28 protein-coding genes are annotated in these 25,751 nt (G+C 62.8%); 12 read left to right on the forward strand and 16 right to left on the reverse strand.

The annotated features are described in order from the left end of the window. Positions 1 to 553: 553 nt before the first annotated feature. The gene (locus BFQ00_RS18845; RefSeq protein WP_065934370.1) at positions 554 to 994 is read right to left on the reverse strand and encodes a GlcG/HbpS family heme-binding protein; all 441 of its coding nucleotides are present in this window, start codon (positions 992 to 994) and stop codon (positions 554 to 556) included. A gap of 257 nt (positions 995 to 1,251) precedes the next feature. Between BFQ00_RS18845 and gcl the strand changes: the two genes are divergently transcribed. The 9 genes from gcl to BFQ00_RS18890 all read left to right on the forward strand — a co-directional run bounded on the left by gcl (position 1,252) and on the right by BFQ00_RS18890 (position 12,089). Beyond that, positions 1,252 to 3,027 (forward strand): glyoxylate carboligase, encoded by a 1,776-nt coding sequence (gene gcl / locus BFQ00_RS18850; RefSeq protein WP_065934371.1) that lies wholly within the window; start codon positions 1,252 to 1,254, stop codon positions 3,025 to 3,027. Between the two features lie 10 nt (positions 3,028 to 3,037). Beyond that, positions 3,038 to 3,820, forward strand: coding sequence for a hydroxypyruvate isomerase (hyi, locus tag BFQ00_RS18855; RefSeq protein WP_065934372.1), 783 nt, complete (start codon positions 3,038 to 3,040; stop codon positions 3,818 to 3,820). A gap of 170 nt (positions 3,821 to 3,990) precedes the next feature. Continuing rightward, positions 3,991 to 4,881, forward strand: a complete 891-nt coding sequence (locus tag BFQ00_RS18860; protein ID WP_065885190.1) for a 2-hydroxy-3-oxopropionate reductase — start codon at positions 3,991 to 3,993, stop codon at positions 4,879 to 4,881. A gap of 176 nt (positions 4,882 to 5,057) precedes the next feature. Continuing rightward, complete coding sequence (locus tag BFQ00_RS18865) at positions 5,058 to 6,338, forward strand: glycerate kinase type-2 family protein (protein WP_065934373.1); 1,281 nt, start codon at positions 5,058 to 5,060, stop codon at positions 6,336 to 6,338. Further along, positions 6,328 to 7,743 (forward strand): pyruvate kinase, encoded by a 1,416-nt coding sequence (gene pyk, locus BFQ00_RS18870; protein WP_065934374.1) that lies wholly within the window; start codon positions 6,328 to 6,330, stop codon positions 7,741 to 7,743. The genes BFQ00_RS18865 and pyk overlap by 11 nt, the downstream gene beginning before the upstream one ends. Before the next feature lie 136 nt (positions 7,744 to 7,879). Next, positions 7,880 to 8,758 (forward strand): urea transporter, encoded by an 879-nt coding sequence (locus BFQ00_RS18875; protein ID WP_065934375.1) that lies wholly within the window; start codon positions 7,880 to 7,882, stop codon positions 8,756 to 8,758. A 31-nt stretch (positions 8,759 to 8,789) separates the two neighbouring features. Then, a complete protein-coding gene (locus tag BFQ00_RS18880) occupies positions 8,790 to 9,614 on the forward strand; it encodes an ion transporter (protein ID WP_065885187.1) in 825 nt (274 codons plus the stop codon). A gap of 95 nt (positions 9,615 to 9,709) precedes the next feature. Then, positions 9,710 to 10,714: a sulfate ABC transporter substrate-binding protein gene (locus BFQ00_RS18885; protein ID WP_065934376.1), complete on the forward strand. Its 1,005-nt coding sequence runs from the start codon at positions 9,710 to 9,712 to the stop codon at positions 10,712 to 10,714. A gap of 178 nt (positions 10,715 to 10,892) precedes the next feature. Then, positions 10,893 to 12,089, forward strand: a complete 1,197-nt coding sequence (locus BFQ00_RS18890; protein ID WP_065934377.1) for an MFS transporter — start codon at positions 10,893 to 10,895, stop codon at positions 12,087 to 12,089. Here the strand turns inward: BFQ00_RS18890 and BFQ00_RS18895 are convergent. The 3 genes from BFQ00_RS18895 to phnN all read right to left on the reverse strand — a co-directional run bounded on the left by BFQ00_RS18895 (position 12,086) and on the right by phnN (position 13,385). After that, positions 12,086 to 12,490, reverse strand: coding sequence for a type II toxin-antitoxin system HicB family antitoxin (locus tag BFQ00_RS18895; RefSeq protein ID WP_065894766.1), 405 nt, complete (start codon positions 12,488 to 12,490; stop codon positions 12,086 to 12,088). The genes BFQ00_RS18890 and BFQ00_RS18895 overlap by 4 nt on opposite strands. An 11-nt stretch (positions 12,491 to 12,501) precedes the next feature. Beyond that, on the reverse strand, positions 12,502 to 12,690 hold the full coding sequence (locus tag BFQ00_RS18900; RefSeq protein WP_065934378.1) for a type II toxin-antitoxin system HicA family toxin: 189 nt from the start codon (positions 12,688 to 12,690) through the stop codon (positions 12,502 to 12,504). Between the two features lie 128 nt (positions 12,691 to 12,818). Further along, positions 12,819 to 13,385 (reverse strand): phosphonate metabolism protein/1,5-bisphosphokinase (PRPP-forming) PhnN, encoded by a 567-nt coding sequence (gene phnN, locus BFQ00_RS18905; RefSeq protein WP_065934379.1) that lies wholly within the window; start codon positions 13,383 to 13,385, stop codon positions 12,819 to 12,821. Positions 13,386 to 13,862: 477 nt separating this feature from the next. Between phnN and BFQ00_RS18910 the strand changes: the two genes are divergently transcribed. Beyond that, entirely contained in the window at positions 13,863 to 14,138 is a 276-nt protein-coding gene (locus tag BFQ00_RS18910) for a DUF6124 family protein (protein ID WP_065934380.1), read from the forward strand. A gap of 164 nt (positions 14,139 to 14,302) precedes the next feature. Here BFQ00_RS18910 and BFQ00_RS18915 read toward each other — a convergent pair whose 3' ends face one another. The 10 genes from BFQ00_RS18915 to ccmA form a co-directional block, all read right to left on the reverse strand. Then, positions 14,303 to 14,698: a hypothetical protein gene (locus tag BFQ00_RS18915; protein WP_065898045.1), complete on the reverse strand. Its 396-nt coding sequence runs from the start codon at positions 14,696 to 14,698 to the stop codon at positions 14,303 to 14,305. Between the two features lie 15 nt (positions 14,699 to 14,713). After that, the gene (gene ccmI / locus BFQ00_RS18920) at positions 14,714 to 15,898 is read right to left on the reverse strand and encodes a c-type cytochrome biogenesis protein CcmI (RefSeq protein ID WP_065934381.1); all 1,185 of its coding nucleotides are present in this window, start codon (positions 15,896 to 15,898) and stop codon (positions 14,714 to 14,716) included. Further along, the gene (locus BFQ00_RS18925; RefSeq protein ID WP_057722736.1) at positions 15,891 to 16,364 is read right to left on the reverse strand and encodes a cytochrome c-type biogenesis protein; all 474 of its coding nucleotides are present in this window, start codon (positions 16,362 to 16,364) and stop codon (positions 15,891 to 15,893) included. The genes ccmI and BFQ00_RS18925 overlap by 8 nt, the downstream gene beginning before the upstream one ends. Further along, positions 16,361 to 16,897 (reverse strand): DsbE family thiol:disulfide interchange protein, encoded by a 537-nt coding sequence (locus BFQ00_RS18930; protein WP_065885177.1) that lies wholly within the window; start codon positions 16,895 to 16,897, stop codon positions 16,361 to 16,363. The genes BFQ00_RS18925 and BFQ00_RS18930 overlap by 4 nt, the downstream gene beginning before the upstream one ends. Further along, positions 16,894 to 18,879: a heme lyase CcmF/NrfE family subunit gene (locus tag BFQ00_RS18935; RefSeq protein ID WP_065934382.1), complete on the reverse strand. Its 1,986-nt coding sequence runs from the start codon at positions 18,877 to 18,879 to the stop codon at positions 16,894 to 16,896. Before BFQ00_RS18935 ends, BFQ00_RS18930 begins: the two co-directional genes overlap by 4 nt. A gap of 3 nt (positions 18,880 to 18,882) precedes the next feature. Continuing rightward, a complete protein-coding gene (ccmE, locus tag BFQ00_RS18940; protein ID WP_065894757.1) occupies positions 18,883 to 19,338 on the reverse strand; it encodes a cytochrome c maturation protein CcmE in 456 nt (151 codons plus the stop codon). Then, the gene (gene ccmD / locus BFQ00_RS18945) at positions 19,335 to 19,511 is read right to left on the reverse strand and encodes a heme exporter protein CcmD (protein WP_065885174.1); all 177 of its coding nucleotides are present in this window, start codon (positions 19,509 to 19,511) and stop codon (positions 19,335 to 19,337) included. Before ccmD ends, ccmE begins: the two co-directional genes overlap by 4 nt. After that, on the reverse strand, positions 19,508 to 20,263 hold the full coding sequence (locus BFQ00_RS18950; protein WP_065934383.1) for a heme ABC transporter permease: 756 nt from the start codon (positions 20,261 to 20,263) through the stop codon (positions 19,508 to 19,510). Before BFQ00_RS18950 ends, ccmD begins: the two co-directional genes overlap by 4 nt. Positions 20,264 to 20,347: 84 nt before the next feature. Further along, positions 20,348 to 21,016: a heme exporter protein CcmB gene (ccmB, locus tag BFQ00_RS18955; RefSeq protein WP_065885198.1), complete on the reverse strand. Its 669-nt coding sequence runs from the start codon at positions 21,014 to 21,016 to the stop codon at positions 20,348 to 20,350. Beyond that, entirely contained in the window at positions 21,013 to 21,648 is a 636-nt protein-coding gene (gene ccmA, locus BFQ00_RS18960; RefSeq protein WP_065934384.1) for a cytochrome c biogenesis heme-transporting ATPase CcmA, read from the reverse strand. The genes ccmB and ccmA overlap by 4 nt, the downstream gene beginning before the upstream one ends. Positions 21,649 to 21,848: 200 nt before the next feature. Here ccmA and BFQ00_RS18965 point away from each other — a divergent pair, with 200 nt between their 5' ends. Together BFQ00_RS18965 and BFQ00_RS18970 are read left to right on the forward strand one after the other, a co-directional pair. Further along, positions 21,849 to 23,426: a flagellar hook-length control protein FliK gene (locus tag BFQ00_RS18965; RefSeq protein WP_065934420.1), complete on the forward strand. Its 1,578-nt coding sequence runs from the start codon at positions 21,849 to 21,851 to the stop codon at positions 23,424 to 23,426. Further along, positions 23,423 to 23,752, forward strand: a complete 330-nt coding sequence (locus BFQ00_RS18970) for an EscU/YscU/HrcU family type III secretion system export apparatus switch protein (protein WP_065934385.1) — start codon at positions 23,423 to 23,425, stop codon at positions 23,750 to 23,752. The genes BFQ00_RS18965 and BFQ00_RS18970 overlap by 4 nt, the downstream gene beginning before the upstream one ends. Before the next feature lie 183 nt (positions 23,753 to 23,935). On the opposite strand, the gene glp is transcribed toward BFQ00_RS18970, so the two are convergent. After that, entirely contained in the window at positions 23,936 to 25,162 is a 1,227-nt protein-coding gene (gene glp, locus BFQ00_RS18975) for a molybdopterin molybdotransferase MoeA (RefSeq protein WP_065934386.1), read from the reverse strand. After that, positions 25,146 to 25,685 carry a molybdenum cofactor biosynthesis protein B gene (gene moaB, locus BFQ00_RS18980; protein ID WP_065934387.1) on the reverse strand — a complete coding sequence of 180 codons (540 nt, stop codon included), beginning with the start codon at positions 25,683 to 25,685 and terminating at the stop codon, positions 25,146 to 25,148. The genes glp and moaB overlap by 17 nt, the downstream gene beginning before the upstream one ends. Between the last annotated feature and the right edge of the window lie 66 nt (positions 25,686 to 25,751).

A 25,751-nucleotide genomic window follows, 5' to 3' on the forward strand; every position in this document is an offset into this window, starting at 1 on the left:
ATAGCTATCTACACAGCTTTGATATGACACCGACATGTGGCGAGGGAGCTAGCTCGCGATGGCGGCCTCTGGGCCGACCAGGATGTTGGTGTCGATCCCGGTCCAAATGTGGGAGGGGGCTTGCCCCCGATGGCGGCCTCTGGGCCGACCAGGGTGTTGGATTAGATCGAGTGCATATCCGTTTCTGCGGTAACGGCTGCTATGGGTTCCGCTTTTACAGCGGCTCACTTTTGAAAAGCGCAAAAGTAAGCAAAACGCTCTTGCCCCACCACTCGGCACCTCGCCTAGGCTCGGTGTGCCCGAACGCAGGCTTGAATCCGTGGGCCGCCGCAATGGGCCATCCCTGGCCCAGTGCGGCTAACCCGGCGTCCTGCCGGGTTGCCCACGGATTCAAGCCTGCGTTCGGCCAGCGTGGTTTAACGGGGCACCTGAGATCAAGATCAAAAGCAGATCAAGATCAGGAGCGGCTCGCTTCGCATCGTGGTTAGGGTTGGGCGCTGCTGAGTTGTGTAGATACCTATGCCCCAATGAGGCCCAGACAGTCACTCAATACTCAAGCGGACACCCCGGCATCCGCCATCAACCCCACCCCCTCGATCGCCGTGATCGCGCACTGCTCGTCAATATCCGACGTATCCCCGCTGATCCCGATCGCCCCCAGCACCACGCCGTCCTGATTGCGAATCAACACCCCACCCGGCGCCGGCACCACACTGCCCTGCCCCAGGCTGTTCAGCGCCGCGATAAACGCCGGCCGCTGCTGCGCATCCAGCGCCAGCAGGCGTGAGCCTTTGCCCAGGGCAATCGCGCCCCAGGCTTTGCCGATGGCGATCTGCGGGCGCAGCAGGCTCGCGCCGTCTTCGCGTTGCAGGGTGACCAAGTGCCCGCCACTGTCGAGCACCGCGATGGTCAGCGGCGCGGCGGCAATGGTGCGGCCCGCAGCGAGGGCCTGGCTGGCCAGTTGGGTGGCAATCTTCAAGGTTAAAGCGCTCATGGTGCCGTCCTTCTTTTGTTATTGGGAATACGTTGGAACGTCTGTTTGATCAGATGCCGGATCGAACAAATAGAACACAATGATATTTGTTTTTGTATACAATATTTTCAAACAAAGCTTCCATACGTCGAAAAAAGTGATTCAGACGAACGCAAAGCTCAGTGTATGAAATGCATTGACCTACGCCGCTCGCCGTGAATACACTTTGCTCAGACACCACTTGTATACAATTACAAAACGCAAGAGGCACCAAAACCATGAGCAAAATGAGAGCAATCGAAGCCGCCGTCCTGGTGATGCGCCGTGAAGGGGTGGACACCGCCTTCGGTATCCCGGGCGCCGCGATCAACCCGTTGTATTCGGCCTTGCAGAAGGTGGGTGGCATCGATCACGTCCTTGCTCGCCACGTTGAAGGCGCCTCACACATGGCCGAGGGCTACACCCGCACCAAGGCCGGCAACATCGGCGTGTGCATCGGCACCTCGGGCCCGGCGGGCACCGACATGGTCACCGGCTTGTACAGCGCCTCGGCCGATTCGATCCCGATCCTGTGCATCACCGGGCAAGCGCCGCGCGCCCGGATGCACAAGGAAGACTTCCAGGCCGTGGACATCACCAGCATCGTCAAGCCGGTGACCAAGTGGGCGACCACCGTCCTGGAGCCCGGCCAGGTGCCCTACGCGTTTCAAAAAGCTTTTTATGAGATGCGCTCCGGCCGCCCCGGCCCGGTCTTGATCGACTTGCCGTTCGACGTGCAGATGGCCGAGATCGAATTCGACATCGACGCCTACCAACCGCTGCCCCTGGCCAAGCCTTTGGCCACCCGCATTCAGGTGGAGAAGGCCCTGGCCGTGCTCGACCAGGCAGAGCGCCCCTTGCTGGTCAGCGGCGGCGGCGTGATCAACGCCGACGCCAGCGAATTGCTGGTGGAATTCGCCGAACTGACGGGCATCCCGGTGATTCCGACCCTGATGGGCTGGGGCACTATCCCCGACGATCACCCGCTGATGGTGGGCATGGTCGGCCTGCAGACGTCCCATCGGTATGGCAATGCAACGCTGCTCAAGTCCGACGTGGTCCTGGGTATCGGTAACCGCTGGGCCAACCGCCACACCGGTTCGGTGGAGGTGTACACCGAAGGCCGCAAGTTCATCCATGTCGACATCGAACCGACGCAGATCGGCCGCGTGTTTACGCCGGACCTGGGCATCGTGTCCGACGCCGGTTCCGCGCTGACGATGTTCATCGAAGTGGCCCGCGAGTGGAAAGCCGCCGGCAAGCTCAAGGACCGCAGCGCCTGGCTGCATGACTGCCAGCAGCGCAAGGCCACCCTGCACCGCAAGACTCACTTCGACAACGTACCGGTCAAGCCGCAACGGGTGTACGAAGAGATGAACCAGGTGTTCGGCAAAGACACCTGTTACGTCAGCACCATCGGCCTGTCGCAGATTGCCGGCGCGCAGTTCCTGCATGTGTACAAGCCACGCCACTGGATCAACTGCGGCCAGGCGGGCCCATTGGGCTGGACCATTCCGGCGGCGCTCGGGGTGGTCAAGGCCGACCCGAGCCGCAAGGTGGTGGCGCTCTCGGGCGACTACGACTTCCAGTTCATGATCGAAGAACTGGCCGTCGGCGCCCAGTTCAAGCTGCCGTATATCCACGTGGTGGTGAACAACTCGTATCTGGGGCTGATCCGCCAGGCACAACGCGGCTTTGAAATGGACTACTGCGTACAGCTGTCTTTCGACAACCTCAACGCCCCGGAACTCAACGGCTATGGCGTCGACCATGTGGCCGTCGCCGAGGGCCTGGGTTGCAAGGCGCTGCGTGTGTTCGAGCCGGGCCAGATCCAGCCGGCGCTGCGCCGCGCCCAGGAAATGATCGAAGAATTCAGGGTGCCGGTGATCGTTGAGATTATTCTGGAACGGGTGACCAATATTTCCATGGGCACCGAGATCAACGCCGTCAACGAATTCGAAGACCTGGCCCTGGTCGGCAACGACGCACCGACCGCCATTTCCCTGCTCGATTAAGGAGAACCCTATGCCGCGCTTTGCCGCCAACCTGTCCATGCTGTTTACCGAACAGGATTTCCTTGCCCGCTTCAAAGCGGCCGCCGATGCGGGCTTCGAAGGTGTGGAATACCTGTTCCCGTATGAATTCAGTTCAGCCGACATCAAGGCGCAACTCGACGCCAACGGTCTGACCCAGGTGCTGTTCAACCTGCCCGCCGGGGACTGGGCCAAAGGCGAGCGCGGCCTGGCCTGCCACCCCGACCGGGTCGAAGAATTCCGCGCCGGGGTCAAGCTGGCCATCGCCTACGCCCAGGTGCTGGGCAATACCCAGGTCAACTGCCTGGCGGGCATTGCGCCGCAAGGCGTGGATGACGAAACCGTGGAAAAGACTTTCGTCGCCAACCTCAAGTACGCCGCCAACGCGTTGCAGGCCGCGGGCATCAAGCTGGTGATGGAGATGATCAACACCCGCGATATCCCCGGCTTCTACCTGAACAACACCGCCCAGGCCCTGTCGATTCGCGAGCAGGTGGGCAGTGACAATCTGTTCCTGCAATACGACATCTACCACATGCAGATCATGGAAGGCGATTTGGCCCGGACCATGGCGACGCACCTGGGGGTCATCAACCATATCCAGCTGGCGGATAACCCGGGGCGTCATGAGCCGGGGACGGGAGAGATCAATTACCGGTTCCTGTTCGAGCATCTGGACCGGATTGGCTACACGGGTTGGGTTGGCTGTGAATACAAGCCGCTGACCACTACCGAAGCGGGTTTGGGTTGGCTCAAAACCCATAACGCCATCTAACAGACACCGGCAGCTTATGTGGGAGGGGGCTTGCCCCCGATAGCAGTGGTTCAGTCACATCATCTACATCTGACACACCGCAATCGGGGGCAAGCCCCCTCCCACATTGGACCGGCAGTGTCTGGCAGGCTTCAGCAAGTCCGCTATCGAATAAAAAGAGGATTTTGATCATGGCTAAAATCGGATTTATCGGCACCGGTATCATGGGCCAACCCATGGCCGCCAACCTGCAGAAAGCAGGTCATCAATTGTTTCTTTCCGAGCATCACGGCAAAGCGCCTGCCGAGCTGATCGCTGCCGGCGCGGTGGCGCTGGCCAACCCGCAGCAAGTGGCCCAGGAAGCCGAGTTCATCATTGTGATGGTGCCGGATACCCCGCAGGTCGAAGACGTGCTGTTCCGGGCCGACGGCGTGGCCGCCGGGCTGTCGCCCCGTAAAGTGGTGATCGACATGAGTTCGATCTCCCCTACCGCCACCAAGGCGTTCGCGGCCAAGGTCAACGAGACCGGCGCGCAGTACCTGGATGCCCCGGTGTCCGGTGGTGAAGTCGGCGCCAAGGCCGGCACGCTGAGCATCATGATCGGTGGCGAGCCGCAGACCTTCGAGCGCGCCCTGCCGCTGTTCCAGGCCATGGGCAAGAACATCACCCTAGTCGGCGGCAACGGCGATGGCCAGACCGCCAAGGTCGCCAACCAGATCATCGTCGCGCTGAATATCCAGGCGGTGGCCGAAGCGCTGCTGTTCGCCTCGAAAAATGGCGCGGACCCGGCCAAGGTGCGTGAAGCGCTGATGGGCGGCTTTGCGTCGTCGAAAATTCTCGAAGTGCATGGCGAACGCATGATCAAGGGCACCTTCGACCCGGGTTTCCGCATCAACCTGCACCAGAAGGACTTGAACCTGGCCCTGGCCGGGGCCAAGGAGTTGGGGATCAACCTGCCGAACACCGCCGGCACCCAGCAAGTGTTCAGCACCTGTGCCGCGCTTGGTGGCGGCAACTGGGACCATTCGGCGCTGATCAAGGGCCTGGAGCATATGGCGAATTTCTCGATTCGCGACAAGTAACCCACCTTGGAATGCAATCCAGTGTGGGAGGGGGCTTGCCCCCGATTGCGGTGTGTCAGGTATGGATGATGTGACCGAAACACTGCTATCGGGGGCAAGCCCCCTCCCACATTTAGCCCTCATTTCATAGCTGGATTGTTGCATCTCTAATAACAAGAATCTCCCGGAGCCCGCTTATGTCGGTCGATCCGCAACACCTGCTTCGCGAGCTGTTTGCCACAGCCATCGATGCCGCCCACCCCCGGCAAGTCCTTGAACCTTACCTGCCCGCCGACCGCAGTGGCCGTGTGATCGTGATCGGCGCCGGCAAGGCCGCCGCCGCCATGGCGCTGGTCGTGGAGCACTGCTGGCAGGGCGAGGTCAGCGGCCTGGTCGTCACCCGCTACGGCCACGGTGCACCGTGCAAGAAAATCGAAGTGGTCGAGGCCGCGCATCCCGTGCCCGACGCTGCCGGCCTGGCCGTGGCCAAACGCGTGCTGGAGCTGATCGGTGACCTGAACGAAGACGATCGCGTGATCTTCCTGCTCTCCGGTGGCGGCTCCGCCTTGCTCGCCCTGCCCGCCGCCGGCATCACCCTGGCCGACAAGCAAAGCCTCAACAAAGCCCTGCTCAAGTCCGGCGCCACCATTGGCGAGATGAACTGCGTGCGCAAGCATCTCTCGGCGATCAAGGGTGGACGGTTGGCCAAGGCCGCGTGGCCCGCCACGGTCTACACCTACGCCATTTCCGATGTGCCGGGCGACCTGGCCACGGTAATCGCTTCCGGCCCCACAGTCGGTGACCCCAGCACCTCGCAACAGGCCCTGGCGATCCTCAAGCGCTACGGCATCGACATCCCGGCCTCGGTGCGCCGTTGGCTGCAAGACCCCGCCTCGGAAACCGTCAAGCCCGGCGACCCGATGCTGGCCCGCAGCCATTTCCAATTGATCGCCCGGCCGCAGCAATCCCTGGAAGCGGTGGCGGTGAAAGTGCGCCAGGCCGGTTTCAGCCCGCTGATCCTCGGCGACCTTGAAGGTGAAGCGCGCGAGGTGGCCAAGGTGCACGCCGGCATCGCCCGGCAAATCGTGCAGCACGGCCAGCCGTTGGCGGCGCCGTGCGTGATCCTCTCCGGCGGCGAAACCACCGTCACCGTGCGCGGCAATGGCCGTGGCGGGCGCAACGCGGAATTTTTGCTCAGCCTCACCGACAGCCTCAAGGGCCTGCCAGGCGTGTACGCCCTGGCCGGCGACACCGATGGCATCGACGGCTCGGAAGACAACGCCGGCGCGCTCATGACCCCGTGCAGCTACCGCCGTGCCGAAGCCCTGGGCCTGAGCGCCAGCGACGAGCTGGATAACAACAACGGCTACGGCTATTTCGCCGCCCTGGGCGACTTGATCGTCACCGAGCCGACCCGCACCAACGTCAACGACTTCCGCGCCATCCTGATCCTTGAGACCGCCAAACATGACGCCTGACAAGAAGGTCAAAATCCTCGCCACCCTGGGCCCGGCCACCGATGGAATCGATGGCATCCGCGAGCTGGTGCAGGCCGGGGTGAATATCTTTCGCCTCAACTTCAGCCACGGCGATCACGCCGATCACGCGCAGCGTTACCAGTGGATTCGCCAGGTAGAGCGCCAACTGAATTACCCGCTGGGCATCCTCATGGACCTGCAAGGGCCCAAGCTGCGCGTCGGGCGCTTTGCCGAGGGCAAGGTGCAACTGGTGCGCGGCCAGGCGCTGCGCCTGGACCTGGATGAAACACCGGGCGATCAATGCCGGGTCAACCTGCCCCACCCGGAAATCATCGCGGCGCTGGAGCCCGGCATGGACCTGTTGCTGGACGACGGCAAGCTGCGCTTGCGCGTCATCACCCGGCACGCCGACGCCATCGACACCACCGTGCTCAATGGTGGCGAGCTGTCCGACCGCAAAGGTGTGAATGTGCCCCAGGCACTGTTGCAACTCAGCCCGCTGACCGCCAAGGACCGTCGCGACCTGAGCTTTGGCCTGGAGCTGGGCGTGGACTGGGTGGCGCTGTCGTTCGTGCAGCGCCCGGAAGATATCCGCGAAGCCCGCGCGCTGATCGGCGACAGGGCCTTCCTGATGGCCAAGATCGAGAAGCCCTCGGCGGTGCAACAACTGCGCGAAATCGCCGAATTGAGTGATGCGATCATGGTGGCCCGTGGCGACCTGGGCGTGGAAGTGCCGGCCGAAAGCGTGCCGCACATCCAGAAGGACATCATCAAGACCTGCCGCCAACTGGGTAAACCGGTGGTGGTAGCGACCCAGATGCTCGAGTCCATGCGTTTCTCTCCGGCACCGACCCGCGCCGAAGTCACCGACGTGGCCAATGCGGTGGCCGAAGGGGCGGATGCGCTGATGCTGTCGGCCGAAACGGCCTCGGGCGAATACCCGCTGGAAGCCGTGCAGATGATGAGCAAGATCATCCGCCAGGTGGAAAACGGCCCGGATTACCAGGCCCAGCTGGATGTCAGCCGGCCCGGGGCGGATGCCACGGTGTCGGACGCCATCAGCTGCGCGATCCGCCGCATCAGCAGCATCCTGCCGGTGGCGGTGCTGGTGAACTACAGCGAGTCGGGCGCCTCCAGCCTGCGCGCGGCACGGGAGCGGCCGGTGGCGCCGATCCTCACGCTCACGCCAAACCTGTCCACGGCGCGGCGCTTGAGCGTGGCGTGGGGGGTGCACTCGGTGGTCAATGATCGGCTTCGGCAGGTGGATGAGGTGTGTTCCACCGCGCTTGAGATCGCCCAGGCTCAGGGCATGGCGCAGCGTGGGGATACGTTGGTGATTACTGCGGGGGTGCCGTTCGGGCAGTTGGGGTCGACCAATTCCTTGCGTATCGAAACCCTGATTTAACGTCTGTTCGGGCCTCATCGGGGGCAAGCCCCCTCCCACACTTGATTGGGTTCACATAGTTGCGATTGTGAATGCAGGCCAATGTGGGAGGGGCTTGCCCCCGATAGGCACAACTCGGTCTCATTGACGCCCCCCAATGCACAACCCAACCTGCCCCGACTGGGCCGAAGCCCTGCTCAACGGCTTCAGCCAGATCTTTCTCCAGCGCCATCCGCTGTGCGGCCTGCTGTGCCTGTTGGCGATCCTGATCGGCGCGCCGGGGTTGCTCGGCGGCGCATTGCTGGGTGGCGTCGCAGGCTTGCTCACGGCGCAGCGCCGGGGCTACCCCAAGGCCGAACGCCAGGCCGGGCTGTACAGCTACAACGGCGTATTGCTGGGTGTGTTGATCAGCCAGCATCTCGCCTGGTCGGCCCTGGTGCCGCCGCTGATCCTGGCCTGTGGCGGCTTGAGCGCGATGCTGGTGCGGCAGTGGTCGAAATACGCCGCCCAACCTCAGGACCTGCCCGCCTACACCACACCCTTTGTCGGCCTGGGCTGGTTGTTGCTGGGCAACATCATCGCGCCCGCGACCTTGGCCCTGAGCGAGCCCGAGCCCCTGACGGTAATCGCTGCGCCATTCACCGGCCTGGCGCAAGCGATGCTGTTGGACCAGCCCCTGGCCGGAGCCTTGATTGCGCTCGGCCTGCTGCTGGCTGATCGGCGCGCCGCCGTATGGGCACTCACCGGCGCCATCGCCGGCGTGCCGGTCGCCTTGCTGCTGGGCGAACCCAGCGGCGCCCTGCTCGGCCTGCACAGCTATAACCCGGCGCTCGCCGCCCTGGCACTGAGCCAGGCACGCCGCGAGCCCTGGTTGCCGCTGATCGGCATCGTCCTGGCAATCATGCTCACCCCCGGCTTCGCCGCCCTGCACCTGCCGGCGCTGACGGCGCCCTTCATTCTGACCTGCTGGCTGGTGCGCGCCAGCCAGCGAATACTGCGCAAGCCGCGCATGGACAGTCCGTACGAATCCCCCTAGGCTTTGCCGATATTCAATTCGAGCGGGATTTATGGACAGCAACAACGACTGGCGCCAGCGGCTCTACGTGATGGTTTTCCAAAGCGACACCGTCGCCGGGCGGCGCTTTGACGGCATCCTGTTGTTGATCATCCTCGCCAGCCTGGTGATCGTGATGCTCGACAGCATCGACGAAATTCACCAGAACTACGCTGACGTGCTGGCCTATATCGAGTGGGGCTTCACGCTGATCTTCGCCATCGAGTACGGCCTGCGCCTGTACTGCTCGCCCAAGCCATTGCGCTACGCCTTCAGTTTTTACGGGCTGGTGGATCTGCTCGCGATCGTGCCCGGCATCCTCGCGTTGTACTACAGCGACGCGCAGTACCTGCTGATTATCCGCATCATCCGCATGCTGCGGATCTTCCGCGTCCTCAAGCTCAGTCCGTACCTCAAGCAGGCCAACTACCTGATGGCGGCGCTGCGCGGCAGCAAACAGAAGATCGTGGTGTTCCTGGTCAGCGTGTGCACCCTGGTGACAGTGTTCGGCACCCTGATGTACGTGATCGAGGGCCCGGAGCACGGGTTTACCAGCATTCCCAAGGGCATCTATTGGGCGATCGTGACGCTCACCACCGTGGGCTTTGGCGATATCGTGCCCAAGACCCCGCTGGGCCAGGTGATTTCCTCGCTGGTGATGATTACCGGCTACTCGATTATTGCCGTGCCGACCGGGATATTCACGGCCGAGCTGGCCAGTGCCATGCGCGGTGAACAGCTGCAGACCGATTGTCCGGTGTGCAAGAAGAACAGCCACGAGCCGAATGCGGCGTTTTGTTCACGCTGTGGCAGCAACCTGTTTAAGAAAGTGGAATAAGCAAAGTTCTTTTTAATCTTTAAGCGACTATGCAGCCCCGGCTATAGTCGCTGGCATTGTGCCTCCCCCTTCTCTCGAACAACAAGGAATGAGCAGTGAAAAACATCCTCAGCGCCTCCCTCCTGGCCGCCGGCCTGGCCCTGGCCGGCGCCGTCCAGGCGGCTCCGGTCACTCTGCTCAACGTCTCCTACGACGTGATGCGTGATTTCTACAAAGACTACAACGCCGCCTTCCAGAAGCACTGGGACGCCGAGCACCCGAATGACAAGCTGACCCTGCAGATGTCCTTCGGCGGCTCCAGCAAACAAGCGCGCTCGGTGATCGACGGCCTGCCGGCGGACGTGATTACCATGAACATGGCGACCGACATCAACGCCCTGGCCGACAACGGCAAGCTCGTACCGGACAACTGGGTCACCCGCCTGCCGAACAACAGTGCGCCGTTCACCTCGGCCACTGTCTTTATCGTGCGCAAGGGCAACCCGAAAGCCCTGAAAGATTGGCCGGATCTGCTCAAGGACGGCGTGCAAGTGATCGTGCCCAACCCGAAGACCTCGGGTAACGGCCGCTACACCTACCTGTCGGCCTGGGGTTATGTGCTGAAGAACGGCGGCGATGAAGAAAAGGCCAAGGCCTTTGTCGGCAAACTGTTCAAACAAGCGCCGGTGCTCGACACCGGTGGCCGGGCCGCCACCACCACTTTCATGACCAACCAGATCGGCGATGTACTGGTGACCTTTGAAAACGAAGCGGAAATGATCGCCCGTGAATTCGGCCGCGATCAGTTCGAAGTGATCTATCCAAGCGTGTCCGCCGAAGCCGAGCCGCCGGTATCGGTGGTGGACAAAGTGGTCGAGAAAAAAGGCACCCGCGTGGCCGCCGAAGACTATCTGAAGTACCTGTGGTCGCCGGAAGGTCAGGAAATCGCCGCCAACAACTACCTGCGCCCGCGCGACCCGAAGGTGCTGGCCAAGTACACCGACCGTTTCCCGAAAGTCGACTTCCTGTCGGTGGAGAAGACCTTTGGTGACTGGCGCACCGTACAGAAAACCCACTTCAACGATGGCGGGGTGTTTGACCAGATTTACACCGGTCAATAAACGTTCGGGCTGAATAAACACAGTCAGAACTGTGGGAGGGGGCTTGCCCCCTCCCACATTGGTTTGGCGTTGAATCATTATTTCGCGGCATGACCGTTATCATCACAAGCGGCCTACTCAGCGCCGGCCGATGTCTTTACTCTCTCCTCCCATCGTCCTTCGCCTGCATGAGAACCCCATGAATGCTACCCCCCACGCTGCCGGCACCATGACCCGAGGCATGGTCATGCTGTTTGCGTTTTGCTGCGGCGCCATCGTCGCCAACATCTACTATGCGCAGCCGATTATCGAACTGATCGCGCCGGACATCGGCCTCTCCCCGGCAATGGCCAGCCTGATCGTGTCGCTCACGCAGATCGGCTACGCCCTGGGCCTGTTCTTCCTGGTGCCGCTGGGGGACCTGCTGGAAAATCGCAGGCTGATGATCATCACCACGGTGGTGGCCATCGCCAGCCTGTTGGGCGCCGCGTTCACCGAGCAACCCAACCTGTTTTTGCTGGTGTCGCTGCTGATCGGCTTCAGTTCGGTGTCGGTGCAGATCCTGATCCCGTTGGCCGCACACCTGGCGCCTGCCGAGTCCCGTGGCCGGGTGGTCGGCAGCATCATGGGCGGCCTGCTGCTGGGCATTCTGCTGGCGCGACCGGTGTCCAGCGTGGTGGCGGACCACTTCGGCTGGCGGGCGATGTTCATGGCGGCGGCGGCATTGATGGCGTTTATCAGTGTGGTGTTGATGCTGACCATTCCCAAGCGCCAACCGACGCACAGCGCCAGTTACGGCCAGTTGCTGGGTTCGCTGGGTACCTTGCTGCGTGAGCAGCCGGTATTGCGCCAGCGTGCGTTTTATCAAGGTTGCATGTTTGCCGCGTTCAGCCTGTTCTGGACCGCCGCGCCACTGGAACTGGTGCGCAACCACGGCCTCAGCCAGACCCAGATCGCGATTTTCGCCCTGGTCGGTGCCATCGGTGCCATCGCCGCGCCTATTGCCGGGCGGCTGGCCGATGCCGGTCACACCCACCGCGCCTCGTTGCTGGCGATGCTGCTGGGCGCGCTGAGTTTCCTGCCGGCCTTCGTGCACCCGCTGTACAGCGTGATCGGCCTGGCGGTAACGGGCGTCGTACTGGACTTCTGCGTGCAGATGAACATGGTCCTCGGCCAGCGTGCCGTCTACGCCCTCGACGCCCATAGTCGCAGCCGCCTGAACGCGCTGTACATGACCAGCATCTTCATTGGCGGTGCCTTCGGCTCGGCGATTGCCAGCAGCGTGTACGAACACGGCGGTTGGCTGGGCGTGATGCTGGTGGGCAGTGCTTTCCCACTGGTGGCGTTGTTGCGGTTCCTCAGTGCGTCGCGGCAGGTAGCGGTCGCCAACGCTTAAGAACGCACCAACTTCTCCAAAGCCGCATCCGCCAGAAATGACGAGCGGCTTTTGACGTTGTGTTCACGCACGTAACGGTCGATGCGTTGGATCACATAACCGGGCAAGGTCACATTGACCTTCTCGGTCTTGCCCAGATAGGGCGAGATATCCAGCTCCAACATGCCCCAGCCCATACCGGCGTAGTCTTCATGGGCGTGATGAGTGGCAACCGAGGTTGGCATTGGAATCACCCCGCCCTCTGCGGCAATCTCCTGCAGCATGAGGTGCGCCACTTCCACGGCCGCGTTGTAGGCCTCTTCGAAACTGTCCCCGGCGGTGACGGCGCCCGGAATATCGGGGATCTGGATACCGGTGGCGGTGAAGTCATCGCCCCATTCGATACAGATTGGGTATTGCATGCATGCTCTCCTTAAAACTGAAACAGCCCGGCGCGTTTCCTGATGCTTCTCACAGTGCCCAACGGCAGATCCTTCTTCGGATGGGGCACCGGTATCGTGTACGGGTTATAGCGGTGGGTGAAAAGGTGATGGCTGCCGGTGACCCTATCCAGCACCCAGCCCGCTTCCAGCAACTCCTTGATCAATAGTCTGCTTTGCACCGTCGCCTCCTTGGCTCGGACTGAATAAACGTAACCCTAGAGTTATATTTATTCAAGCACAGAATGGCCAAGCCTGACTGACGGTTGTTTTACCGGATATTGATGAGAGGTTCGGCGCCGCTTCAGGCTCAAGCCGAGTGCGCGTGGTCCAGGCAACACAGCAAGCGCGCGACCGTGTGTTCCAGCGGGCCGGAGTTATCCAGCACGAATAAACCCGCGCCATTGGCGGCGATCAGCGCCTCGGTGAACTGCGCGTTGCGCGCCAGGCGTTCCTCGATGTCCAGCAGGGACTCACGCCCGCGCGCGACCAGGCGCTGGCGCAGTACGGCTTGATCAACGGTCAGCAGCAGTACCAGCAGCGTCGGATAACGCTCGCGGGTTTGCGCAAGGTACGCGCGCGAGCCGTTGACCAGCACGTCCTCCCCGGCCGCCAGCCACTCGTCAATCTCCTTGGGAATGCCGTAGGACAACCCATTGGCCTGCCAACTGAGGGCAAACGCGCCCTGCGCCTGCATCGCTGCAAACTGCGCCGGGCTCACGCCTTGCGCCGCCTCGCCCACCGCTTCCGCCGAACGCGTGATCACGCGGCGCACAATGCGGCAGCCACGCTCGGCCAACCGAGGGCGTGCGGCATCCAGCAGGCTGTCCTTGCCCGAACCCGATGGCCCGATGAGATAGATCAACCTGCCTGCCATCACACCACTCTCTTTGCTTGTTTTCGCACGGGTTGGCCCTGTGCCGGTTTGCCCGGTACCGCAGAGTATATCCAGCGATTGCCCGGCAACCAGGCCGGCGGTGGTCACCTTACCGGGAAAGCGTGAGCCATGACAGACGTGGATGGCTGCGCTGCTTTCCTCGTCTCATTTCAGACGGCGCAACGCTTGAGCCAGCCAGGAACTTTCCTACGATCTGCGTGGCTTGCAGTTGCTATAACGCACCGTTAGCCTCTCGCAGTCGCTGCTCATCAGCGATCAGGCTTGGTCGCCTGGGTTAGAATGGCGCACAGTGCCGCGCAAGCGGCATTCTTGTGCTCGCGTTATGGCGGGCTGTGCGCGGGAGGGCTCAGGGCCCTGCCGGGTTTCCATTCCCTGGTCGACCAACCTGCGTACAGCTCGCCACCCTTCTGCTTGGTCGCGGATGTGGTGAGCTCCAACTGAATGGAGACTGACTGCATGAAAAAGGTTACGCCAAATCCCCCATCATTCCGCTCGGATGACCTTTCACAAACCTCACCCAACCTCATCTTCACCGTCCGTCCCGGCCTCGGCACCGAAGCGGCGTTAAGCAATGCCAGCGAAATGCTGGAGTCGGCGACAGTCTGTGCGTACGACTGCGCCGAGCATCTGGATGGCTCAGGCCGCAAGCAGGTGCTGGCGATCGTGCAGATGATGGAAATTGCACAGTTGTTGGTGAATGAGGCGTTGAACCGGGAGTGTCCTGTAGCTTGATAACAAGATCGTTCCCACGCTCCGCGTGGGAGTGCCGCTCTGGACGCTCCGCGTCCTGCTTTTTGCGCACTGGTGACGCGGAGCGTCACGGGATGCATTCCCACGCGGAGCGTGGGAACGATCAATCAGAGGCAAGAAAAAGGCGACCCGAAGGTGGCCTTTTGTCATTGCGCGTATTGCTTGCTCAACCCTGGTGGCACGCCCTGCACGCTGGTCTCTTCCCACGGCCCGTTCGGGCTGATGGAGCGGCTCCAGCCGTTGCTCCAGCGGTAGTAGGTGCGCTGGCGGTAGAACGTGTCGGGCTGGTCGTCGAGGACGTACACCTGCATCTTGCCGTCCCAGTGGCTGGCGGCGCCTGGGGGTGGGGCGAAGGTCGGCGATTTGCTCGGCAGCGGTTTGGGCGGCGGGGTCACCGGGCCGGAGGGTTTGGTGTCGGGCTGGGTCGACGGGCCCGACGGTGGGATGGTCGGGCCGGTGGGGCCCGGAGGTGGCCGGTGAACCGCACAGGCGCTCAATCCCACGACGAGGCTGAGCAGGGTCATACGTGCAAATGCGTTCATGGGCGTTTCCTTAAATTACTTGTCCGGACTGTCGATGGTCAGCTGCTGCAACGCAGTCATGCTGCTGGCCAAGGGTTGGCTGCGGCCGATCCACTCGCCAGCGGTTGGAACACCTGCCCGGGATATGCGCGCAACCAGTTGGACTTCAGGGAAGTTGGACAGTTTCAACTGCGGCATCATCGCGTCGGCATCGCCCAGTTCCACGGTAACAGGCAGTTCGGCCACGGTGACACGCTTGGCCGCGAGCGGCGCAGGCGGGCCGCTGACGGCGCGGGCGAAGATAAATACGCTGTCGCCTGGCAGGGCCTTGGCTTTCACCTCGGCGGACAGGTCTACGCGCACTTTCAGCACGGCCTTTTGCGCGACAGCGCCGCCGCTCTCCCTGAGTTTTTCCGCAGCGCGATCAATGCCGCCTTGCAGCGCAACGCGGGAATTGTCTTCGGGTGGCAGTTGCGCCAGCAGACGGTTCCAGTAGTCGATAGCCTCCTGATAGCGCTGACCTTCAAAGGCGGCAATACCGAGCAGGCCGAGGCTGGTGACTTCCTTTGGATCGAGCTTCAAGGCTTCGTCGGTCAGCGCCTGAACCTTGGGCGACCACTGTTTGTTGTCGGCAAAATACTGCGCCTGGGCCCACTGCCCGAGCAACTCCGGCTGGCGACCGGCCAAGGCAACGCTGCGTTCAAACACCTTGGCGGCATCGGCGGAGCGATCCTGGGCCATGTAGGCGCGGCCCAGAAAGTACAGGCCTTCAGCTGAATCCGGCTGGGCCACTGCGGCACGTTCCAGGCGCTGCGTCATGTCGGCCATCGACACCGGCGGCTGGGAGAACTCGCGGGTCAGCTCGACCTTGTCGCTCGCCCCGTAATGCAGGTACAGCGCAACGCCCAGCACCGGCACGAGAAACGCCGCCAACAATGGCAGCGGCTTGCCCAGGCGTGATTCGCGCGGTTTGTCCACGCCTTCGGTATCGGCCAGCAACTCACGCGCAGCTTCGGCACGGCCGGTATCGAGTTGCGCCGCATCCAGGACGCCGTCGTCGCGCTGCACTTGCAGTTCGGCGACGCGCTCTTGGTACAGCGCCACGTTCAGCGCGGTGCGATCCTCTTCGCGCTGGGCACGACGGCCGCGCAGCACAGGGATCAACAGGAAACTCAGGGCAATCAACAGCAGCAGGCCGGCTGCGAGCCAGAAATCAATCATCGGTCTTGGTGTCCAGCAGTTGGTCGAGGCGTTTACGCTCTTCGGGGGACAGCGCGTCGCTGCCATCGGCAGGTGCGGCGCGGCGACGGCGCACGATGACGGCCATCACCACCACGCCGGTCAGCAGCAGCCCGGCGGGACCGAACCAGAGCAGCGCGGTCTTGCCGGTAAGCGCCGGTTTATAGCGCACAAAATCACCGTAGCGGTCGACCATGAAGTCGATGATCTGCTGGTTGTCCTTGCCCTCCCCCAGCATGCGGAAGATTTCCTTGCGCAGGTCGGCGGCGATGGGCGCGTTGGAGTCGGCGATGTCCTGGTTCTGGCATTTGGGGCAGCGCAGTTCCTTGGTCAGCTCGCGGAAACGCTCGCGGTCACCGTCGTTGGCGAATTCGTAGGTGTCGATGGCGGCATGGGCCACGCCGGCCAGGCCCAGCGCCAGTACAGCCGCGACTAACAGACGCTTCATGGTTTGGCCTCGTCGACCAGCGCCTGGTACTTGGCAGCCAGTTGCTCGCGCCACACCACCTCGTCGATCACGCCGACGTACTTGTCGCGGATCACGCCTTTAGCGTCGATAAAGAAGGTTTCCGGAGCGCCATAGACGCCGAGGTTCAGGCCCAGGTTGCCGTCTTCATCGCGAATATCCAGCTGGTACGGGTTGTGAAATTCGGCCAGCCACTTCAAGGCTGCTGCATTGTCGTCCTTGTAGTTGATGCCATAGATCACCACGCCTTTCTCGGCGAGTTTGTTCAACACCGGGTGTTCGACGCGGCAGGAGATGCACCAGGTGCCCCACACGTTGACCAGCGCCGGCTTGCCCAGCAGGTCGGCGCGGGTCAGTTGCTTGTCGCCCTGCACAGTGGGCAGCGAGAATTCCGGGAACGGCTTGCCGATCATGGCCGACGGCAACTCGGCCGGGTCCAGGTACAAGCCGCGATAGAGAAACACCGCCACCACCAGGAACGCCGCCAGCGGCAACACCATCAATCCACGCTTCATACCGCCGCTCCCATGCCGAGCGCTTCACGCACCCGGCTCTTGACCTTGACCCGATACCGCCGGTCCAGCGCTGCGAGCAAACCACCCAACCCGGTCAGCAAGCCGCCGAACCAGATCCAGCGCACGAACGGTTTGACATGCACGCGCACCGCCCAGGCGCCGTCGCCCAGGGGTTCACCCAACGCTACATACAGGTCACGGGTGAAACCGGCATCGATACCCGCCTCGGTCATCATCGAACTCTGCACGGTGTACAGGCGTTTTTCCGGGTGCAGCACGGCGATTTCCTGACCGTTGCGCACCACGCGTACGGTGCCTTTGTCTGACGTGAAATTCGGCCCTTCAAAGTGTCTGGCGCCGTCAAAAATGAACTGATAACCGCCCAGGTCCATGGACTCGCCGGGCGCCAGGCGCAGGTCGCGCTCGGCGCTGTTCTGGCTCGACAGCACCACGCCCAGGGCGCAGACGGCGATGCCGATATGGGCGATCTGCATGCCCCAGTAGCTGCGGGTCAAGGTCGGCAGGCCTTTGATCAGGCCCTTGTGGCGGGTCTTGTCGGCGATATCGCGCACGCCGGCCAGCAACACCCAGGCCGCGAGCAGGAAGGTGGCGAGCACCGCCCAGTTGAAGTCGCCGTAGGCAACCCCGGCGATCACGGCCAGGGCCACACTGCCCAGCAGCACCGGCATCAGCATGCCGGCCAGCCATTTCACCGGTGTGTCTTTCCAGCGCACCAGCACACCGACCGCCATCACCACCATCAACAGGCCCATCAACGGAATGAACAAGGCGTTGAAGTACGGCGGGCCGACGGACAGCTTGGCGCCGCTCAAGGCATCCAGCACCAGGGGGTAGAGGGTGCCGAGCAGAATCATCGACGCCGCCACCACCAGCACCAGGTTGTTACCCAGCAGCAAGGTTTCCCGCGACCACAGGTTAAAGCCAACCTGGCTCTTGACCACTGGCGCGCGCAGGGCAAACAGCGTCAGCGAACCGCCGACGACAAACAGCAGGAAAATCAGGATGAATACGCCGCGCGCAGGGTCGGAAGCAAACGCATGCACCGACGTCAGCACGCCCGAACGCACGAGGAACGTGCCGAGCAGGCTGAGGGAAAATGCCGCGATGGCCAGCAACACGGTCCAGCTCTTGAACACGCCGCGTTTTTCGGTGACGGCCAGCGAATGAATCAGCGCGGTGCCGACCAGCCAGGGCATGAAGGAGGCGTTTTCCACCGGGTCCCAGAACCACCAGCCGCCCCAGCCGAGTTCGTAGTAGGCCCACCACGAACCGAGGGTGATGCCGATGCCGAGAAAGGCCCAGGCGACGATGGTCCATGGCCGCGACCAGCGCGCCCAGGCCGCATCGAGACGCCCGCCGAGCAAGGCGGCGATGGCGAAGGCAAACGCCACGGAAAAGCCGACATAGCCCATGTAGAGCATCGGTGGGTGCACGATCAGGCCGATGTCTTGCAGCAGTGGGTTGAGGTCATGCCCGTCCACGGGGATCTGCGGCAGGATGCGGCTGAACGGGTTGGACGTCATGATCAGGAACAGCAAAAAACCGATGCTGATCATGCCCATCACCGCCAGCACCCGCGCCAGCATGACCTGCGGCAACTGGCGGGAGAACACCGACACGGCGAAGGTCCAGCCGCCGAGGATCAGCGCCCACAGCAGCAGCGAACCTTCGTGGGCGCCCCACACGGCGCTGAACTTGTAGTACCAGGGCAGTGCGCTGTTGGAGTTATTGGCGACATAGGCGACGGAAAAGTCGTCGGTCATAAAGGCGTAGGTCAGGCAACCGAAAGCGAACAGCAGGAACGCGAACTGCCCCCAGGCGGCCGGCTGCGCCAGACTCATCCACAGGCGATCGCCACGCCAGGCGCCGAGCAACGGCACCACGGCCTGGACAATGGCAAAGCACAGGGCGAGGATCATCGCCAACTGGCCAAGTTCGGGAATAAACAAAGCGGCGTTCATGACTCAGCCCTCCTTGGCAGGGGTTGGGGCGGATTGGCCGCTGTCCTTGAGGGCTTTGGTCACCTCCGGCGGCATGTATTTTTCATCGTGCTTGGCCAGCACTTCATCGGCCACCACCACGCCACTGGCGTTGAGCTTGCCCAGGGCGACGATGCCCTGGCCTTCGCGGAACAGGTCCGGGAGGATGCCACGGTAGGTGATGGTCACGGATTTGCTGAAGTCGGTGACCACGAAACTCACATCCAGGGAGTCTGCGGAACGCTTCAAGGAGCCCTTTTCGACCATGCCGCCGGCGCGGATGCGCGTATCGACCGGCGCTTCGCCATTGGCAATCTGGGTCGGGGTGTAGAACAGGTTGATGTTCTGCTGCAAGGCACTCAAGGCCAGCCCCACGGCAATGCCGACGCCGGCCATGATGGCGAGAATGATCAACAGACGCTTTCTACGCAGCGGATTCACTTTTCGGTCTCCCGGCGCAGACGACGCGCCTCTTGTTGCAGGTAACGCTTGCGCGCCAGCAGCGGCGCGGCGACGTTGAGGGCCAGCACCGCCAGGCAGATGCCATAGGCCGTCCAGACATACAGGCCGTGATGGCCCATGGCGAGAAAATCACTGAAAGAAGCAAAACTCATCCTCGCGCTCCCAGGCAGGCTTGAACTTCGGCCTTGACCCAGCTGGTGCGAGCCTCACGCTTGAGCACTTCAAGGCGCATGCGCATCAGCAGCACGGCGCCGAAGAAGCAGTAGAAGCCCAGCACCATCAGCAGCAGCGGTGCCCACATTTCTACCGGCATTGCCGGTTTTTCGGTGAGAGTGAAGGTGGCGCCCTGGTGCAGGGTGTTCCACCACTCGACCGAGTATTTGATGATCGGGATGTTGATCACGCCGACAATCGCCAGCACCGCGCAGGCCTTGGCGGCGCTGTCGCGGTTGCTGATCGCATTGCCCAGGGCGATCAGGCCGAAGTACAGGAACAGCAGGATCAACATCGACGTGAGCCGCGCATCCCACACCCACCACGAACCCCAGGTGGGTTTGCCCCAGATCGCGCCGGTGACCAGCGCCACGGCGGTCATCCACGCCCCGATGGGCGCGGCGCATTGCAGGGCGACGTCGGCAAGCTTCATCTTCCACACCAGGCCGACGATGCCGCATACCGCCAGCATCACGTAGCAGGACTGCGCCAGCATGGCGGCGGGCACATGGATATAGATGATGCGAAAGCTGTTGCCTTGCTGGTAGTCCGGCGGCGCGAAGGCCAGGCCCCAGACCAGACCGATGCCGATCAGCAACACGGCGGCGACGCTCAACCACGGCAGCAGTTTGCCGCTGATGCCATAGAACCATTTGGGCGAGCCGAGCTTGTGAAACCAGGTCCAGTTCATTGCTGTTTCTCACGGTTGCTTCTTGTCATGGCAAGAAGCGTAGGGTCTTTACTGGCCAAGCGTGTAACGCCTGGCCAGACCTCATTATTCGCCGACGCTGATCTTCAGGCCGGCCGCTATGGCAAAGGGTGTCAGGGTTACCGCCAGGGCGGCCAGGCTGCCAAGCCACAGGAGGTAACCGGTCACCGGCATCCCCATCAGCGCGGCCTGCAACGCACCGCTGCCGAGGATCAAAACCGGGATGTACAAAGGCAGAATCAGCAGGGCCAGTAACAGGCCACCGCGCTTCAAACCGACGGTCAACGCTGCGCCCACCGCCCCCAACAGGCTGAGCACCGGCGTACCGAGCAACAAGGACAGGAGCAGCACCGGCAAGCATTCGACGGGCAAGCCCAGCATCAGCGCCAGCAGCGGCGAAAGCAACACCAGCGCGAGGCCGGAAAAAGCCCAGTGTGCCAGCACCTTGGCCAGTACCAGAAGTGGCAACGGGTGCGACGAAAGGACCCACTGTTCCAGGGAGCCGTCCTCGAAATCACTGCGAAACAGCCCGTCCAGCGAGAGCAACACGGATAAAAGCGCCGCGACCCACACCAGTCCCGGGGACAAGGTTTGCAACAGTTTAGTCTCGGGACCGACCGCCAACGGGAACAAGGCGATCACGATGGCAAAGAACACCAGCGGATTGGCCAGTTCGGCCGGGCGACGACACAACAGGCGTGCTTCGCGGGCAACCAACAGGGCGAATACGCTCATGCCGACCACCGTCCCAGATCCAGCTCACGGTAACCGGCGGGCAGGCGCGTCAGGCTGTGGTGGGTGGTGAGCAGCACCGTACCGCCCTGCTCACAGTGCCTCGCCAGGTGCTCCTCGAGCTGGGCGACCCCGTGTTTATCGAGCGCGGTGAAGGGTTCGTCGAGGATCCACAGCGGCGGGCCCGGCAGGTACAAACGGGCCAGGGCCACCCGGCGCTGCTGGCCGGCGGACAGGGTGTGGCAGGGAACATCTTCAAAGCCCTTCAGGCCCACGGCAGCCAGGGCCTGCCAAATGGCGTCACGGCTGGCGCGGTGATGCAGGGCGCTGAGCCAACTGAGGTTTTCTTCGGCCGTGAGCACGTCCTTGATACCGGCGGCATGGCCGATCCACACGAGGCTGCGCGCCAGTTCTGTGCGCTGTTCGGCGAGAGGCTTGCCGTTGAGGCGCACAACCCCGGCCGTCGGCTGCATCAGCCCGGCCAGCAAGCGCAACAGGCTGGTCTTGCCGCTGCCGTTGGGCCCGCTGACCTGCACCATGTCACCGCCCGCCAGGCGCAGGTCGAGGTGCTCGAACAGCAGGCGCAGGTCGCGTTCACAGGAGAGCGCTACGGCTTCAAGAAGAGGGCTGGTCAAGAGATCGCGGGCCTTTACGGTTCAAGTCGGCGGTGCAGCGGCCGTTATAGAAAGGAGCACAATAACGGCTTTGGCGACCGATTTTAGAGAGCTGGATCAAATAGTTGTGAGGTTTTTAGCGCTCTCTTTGCAGACGGGCGGCATTATACATGCGATGCCTTACGCTAAAGAGAGCAATTTCCCCAGAGACGATGCGCACCATGACCGGCGAGATCAACCTTCCTACGCTTCCTCCCACCCCGCCAGCCGGGCAAAGCCCTGCGCCTGCGCCTGGGGCACTGCTCAAACTGCTGGAGCCGCAGGTCGGGCTGATCGACCCTGGGAAAACCGCGAATGCCGAAGTCATTGCCCTTAAACAAGGCGGTGAAGCCTTTCAGTTGCTGCTCAAGCTGACCCTGGACGGCGGCCGCCAGACACTGGTGCAGGCCAGCAGCGCCCAGCCCTTGCCCTTGGGCAGCAATGTGGCGGTGAGCCAGACGCCAACGGGCAACCTGACCCTCAGCCTGCAACAGGCCTTGAGTGCCAACATCGCCGCCCTCACCCGCATCGATACGGCCAAGGTCCCGGAAGGTACGCTGTTGCAAGCCAAGGTACTGACCACCCAGATGCTGCCTCAGGGCACGGCGCAACCGGCGATCTATCGTTCGTTGGTGACGGTGCTGAATAACGCCCTGGCCGGCGCGACACTGACGGTGGAAAGCCCACAACCGCTGCGCGTGGGCAGTTTGCTCAGCGCAGTGGTACAGAACGCGCAGACCCTCAATTTCGTGCCGCTGAGCGGGCTCAAGGATCAATTGGCGGTCACCCAGCAACTGTCGACCCAGCAAAGTCGCCAGGGCTCCCTGGATGCGGTCTTCACCGCCCTGCAAAACCTGCCCCGTGGCGACAGCACGTCCGCCGACCTGCGCGCCGCCGCCGACCGTCTGCTCGCTGCATTGCCCGACCTGGCACAGGTCAGTAACCCCAAAGTCCTGGCTCAAGTGATCCAGAACAGCGGCGCCTTTCTGGAAGCCAGATTACTCGCCGGGCAGAATCCCCAGATACCGCCACTGGACATGAAGGGCGCACTGCTGCGCCTTGTCGCGGACTTACTGCCCGCCCTGCCTGCCAGTACCAACCTGAACGCCATTCTTGCGGCCAACACGCTGGCCCATGTATTGCCCAACTTTGTGCGCAGCCCACTGAACACGCTGGGCCAGGTCAGCGCGCGGCAGGCCCCGGTCAGCTTTCCACTGCCCGAGCGGCTGATGGCCAAGCTTGAAGGCGAAGGCGACCTGGAAAACCTGCTGCGCCTGGCCGCCGGGGCGATTGCCCGATTGCAGAGCCATCAGCTGTCGAGCCTGGAACAGACCGGCACCACCGCCGACGGCCGCCTGCAAACCACCTGGCAACTGGAAATCCCGATGCGCAGCCTGCAGGACATCGTCCCCTTGCAGGTGAAGTTCCAGCGCGAGGAGCCGGCGCCCGACAAGGAGCAACCCGAGCACAAAGACCGCAAAGACGCCAAACACATGCTCTGGCGCGTCGAACTGGCGTTCGATATGGAACCGCTGGGGCCGTTGCAGGTGCAGGCGCAATTGACCCAGGGCAAACTGTCCAGCCAGTTGTGGGCGACCCGCGCCTTCACCGCCAGCCTGATCGAAAATCACTTGGGCAGCCTGCGCGAGCGTCTGGTGGCATCCGGGCTCGACGTCGGCGACCTGGATTGCCACCTCGGCAGCCCGCCGCGCGGGCCAAAAACCGGACTGGAACAACGCTGGGTGGATGAAACCGCATGAAGAACGCTACCCCTCCCCGCCAGGCGATTGCCCTCAAGTACGATGGCCAACAAGCGCCCACCCTGACCGCCAAGGGCGACGAGGCCTTGGCTGAAGCGATCCTCAAGCTGGCGCGGGAAAACGAAGTGCCCATCTATGAAAATGCCGAGTTGGTGAAGCTGCTGGCGCGCATGGAGCTGGGCGACAGCATTCCAGAGGAGTTGTACCGCACAGTCGCAGAGATCATTGCGTTCGCGTGGACCCTGAAAGGCAAGTTCCCCGTGGGATACGACCCGGATGCGGGGCCGGTGGAGCGCGATGTCACCGAGCGTGGGGATGATTACTGAGTAATCCACAAGCTACCGGCCAGTCAAGCGTACATCGCCGTCTGTAGGAGCGAGCTTGCTCGCGAAAAACCTCAACGATAACGCGTGCTTTCTGAATGAACGCAGCGCCTGTGAGTTTTTCGCGAGCAAGCTCGCTCCTACAAAAAGCCTTAAGGCAAGCCCCCTCCCACATTCAGATCCAGGTCAGTTCAGGACTTCGTTCAGGGGAATGAAATTGACTCGGTCGCCGACGGCTAATGTGGTCCCTTCCATCACCTCCACAAATCCTTCAGCCCACGCTGCGCTGCGCAGCACACCGGAGCTCTGGTTGTGGTAGATGATCGCCTTGCCCTGCTCGATGCGTCCGCGCAAGTACTCGCGACGGTTGCCGGGCCTGGCCCAGACGAACCCGGCCGGCACGTCGAAACGCAATGGCTGCACATCCTCCACACCCAGGCGGCGCAGCAGGTAAGGCCGAGCCAACAACGCAAACGTCACCAGGGTCGACGCGGGGTTACCGGGCAGGCCGATCACCGGCACGCCACGAAAATGCCCGAAGGTCAGCGGCTTGCCCGGCTTGATCGCCAGTTTCCACAGCGCCAGCTCGCCCTCTTCACGCAGAGCAATGCCCAAAAAATCCGCCTCGCCCACCGACACACCGCCCGTGGACAGGATCAAGTCGACGCTGCCCAGTCCGGCCAACCGCGTGCGGGTCTGTTCCAGGTCGTCCGGCAGGATGCCAGCATCGATCACTTCGCAGCCCATGCGCGTCAGCCAACTGCACAGCACGCGGCGGTTGCTGTTGTAGATCTGGCCCGGCCCCAGGGGCAATCCAGGCTCGATCAGCTCATCGCCGGTCGACAGCACCGCCACGCGCACACGGCGCACCACGTCCAGGCGATCACGCCCGAGCGAAGCGGCCAGGCCCAGTTCGATCGGGCCCAGGCGCGTACCTGCCGGCAACACCAACTCGCCGACCGTGGTCTCCTGGCCTTGCGCACGGATATTCTGGCCCGCTTGCAACGGCTCGCTGAAACTCACTCGCTCATCGTCGTGAATGATCGCGTTTTCCTGCATTTCGACGCAGTCCGCGCCCTGAGGCACCGGCGCCCCCGTGAAGATGCGTGCACAGGTGCCGGGCGCCAGCGGCTCAGGCGCAGTGCCGGCAAAAATACGCTGGCTGACCGGCAAAGGCGCGCCGGCCCAGTCTGCGACGCGCAGGGCATAGCCATCCATGGCACTGTTGGGCCAGGGTGGCAGGTCGAGGGTGGAGATCAGGTCCTGTGCCAATACGCGGCCATCGCACTCGGCCAGGCGCACGGTTTCGCGCTCGCGGATCGGCGCGGCGTCGGCCATGTCCAGCAAACGCTGCAAAGCCGCTTCCACCGGCATCAAGGCGCCGGTTTTGCCGGGCTTATCCACGGGTTTCACAGGGCTGGGCCTGCTTCAGGTGCGGCACGAAATTGCACGGCCGATGACGGTTATCCAGTTGTTCAGCCAGGATACCGTCCCAACCGGTGCGCACGGCATTGGTGGAGCCCGGCAGGCAGCACACCAGGGTGCCATTGGCCAGGCCGGCCAGGGCGCGCGATTGCACGGTGGAGGTGCCGATATCGGCCACCGAGATCTGGCGGAACAGCTCGCCAAACCCATCGACCTGCTTGTCCATCAGGCAGCTCACCGCTTCGGGTGTGCTGTCGCGGCCGGTAAAGCCGGTGCCGCCGGTGATCAGCACCACCTGCACCACGTCTTCGGCGATCCAGTGGGCAACTTGGGCGCGGATTTTGTAAAGATCGTCCTTGAGCAGCACGCGCTCGGCCAGGGTATGGCCGGCGGCGGTCAGGCGGTCGACGAAGACCTGGCCCGAGGTGTCGGTGTCCAGGGTGCGGGTGTCGCTGACGGTCAATACAGCGATATTCAGAGGTACGAAAGGCGCATCAGCCTTGGCTTTCATGGCACGGTCCGGTTGTCGAAGGAACAGCCCGATGTTATATCACAAGCCTCTGTTTACCTGCCGCAG

Source organism: Pseudomonas sp. 28 E 9, assembly GCF_900004785.1.
GTDB classification, from domain to species: Bacteria; Pseudomonadota; Gammaproteobacteria; order Pseudomonadales; family Pseudomonadaceae; genus Aquipseudomonas; species Aquipseudomonas orientalis_A.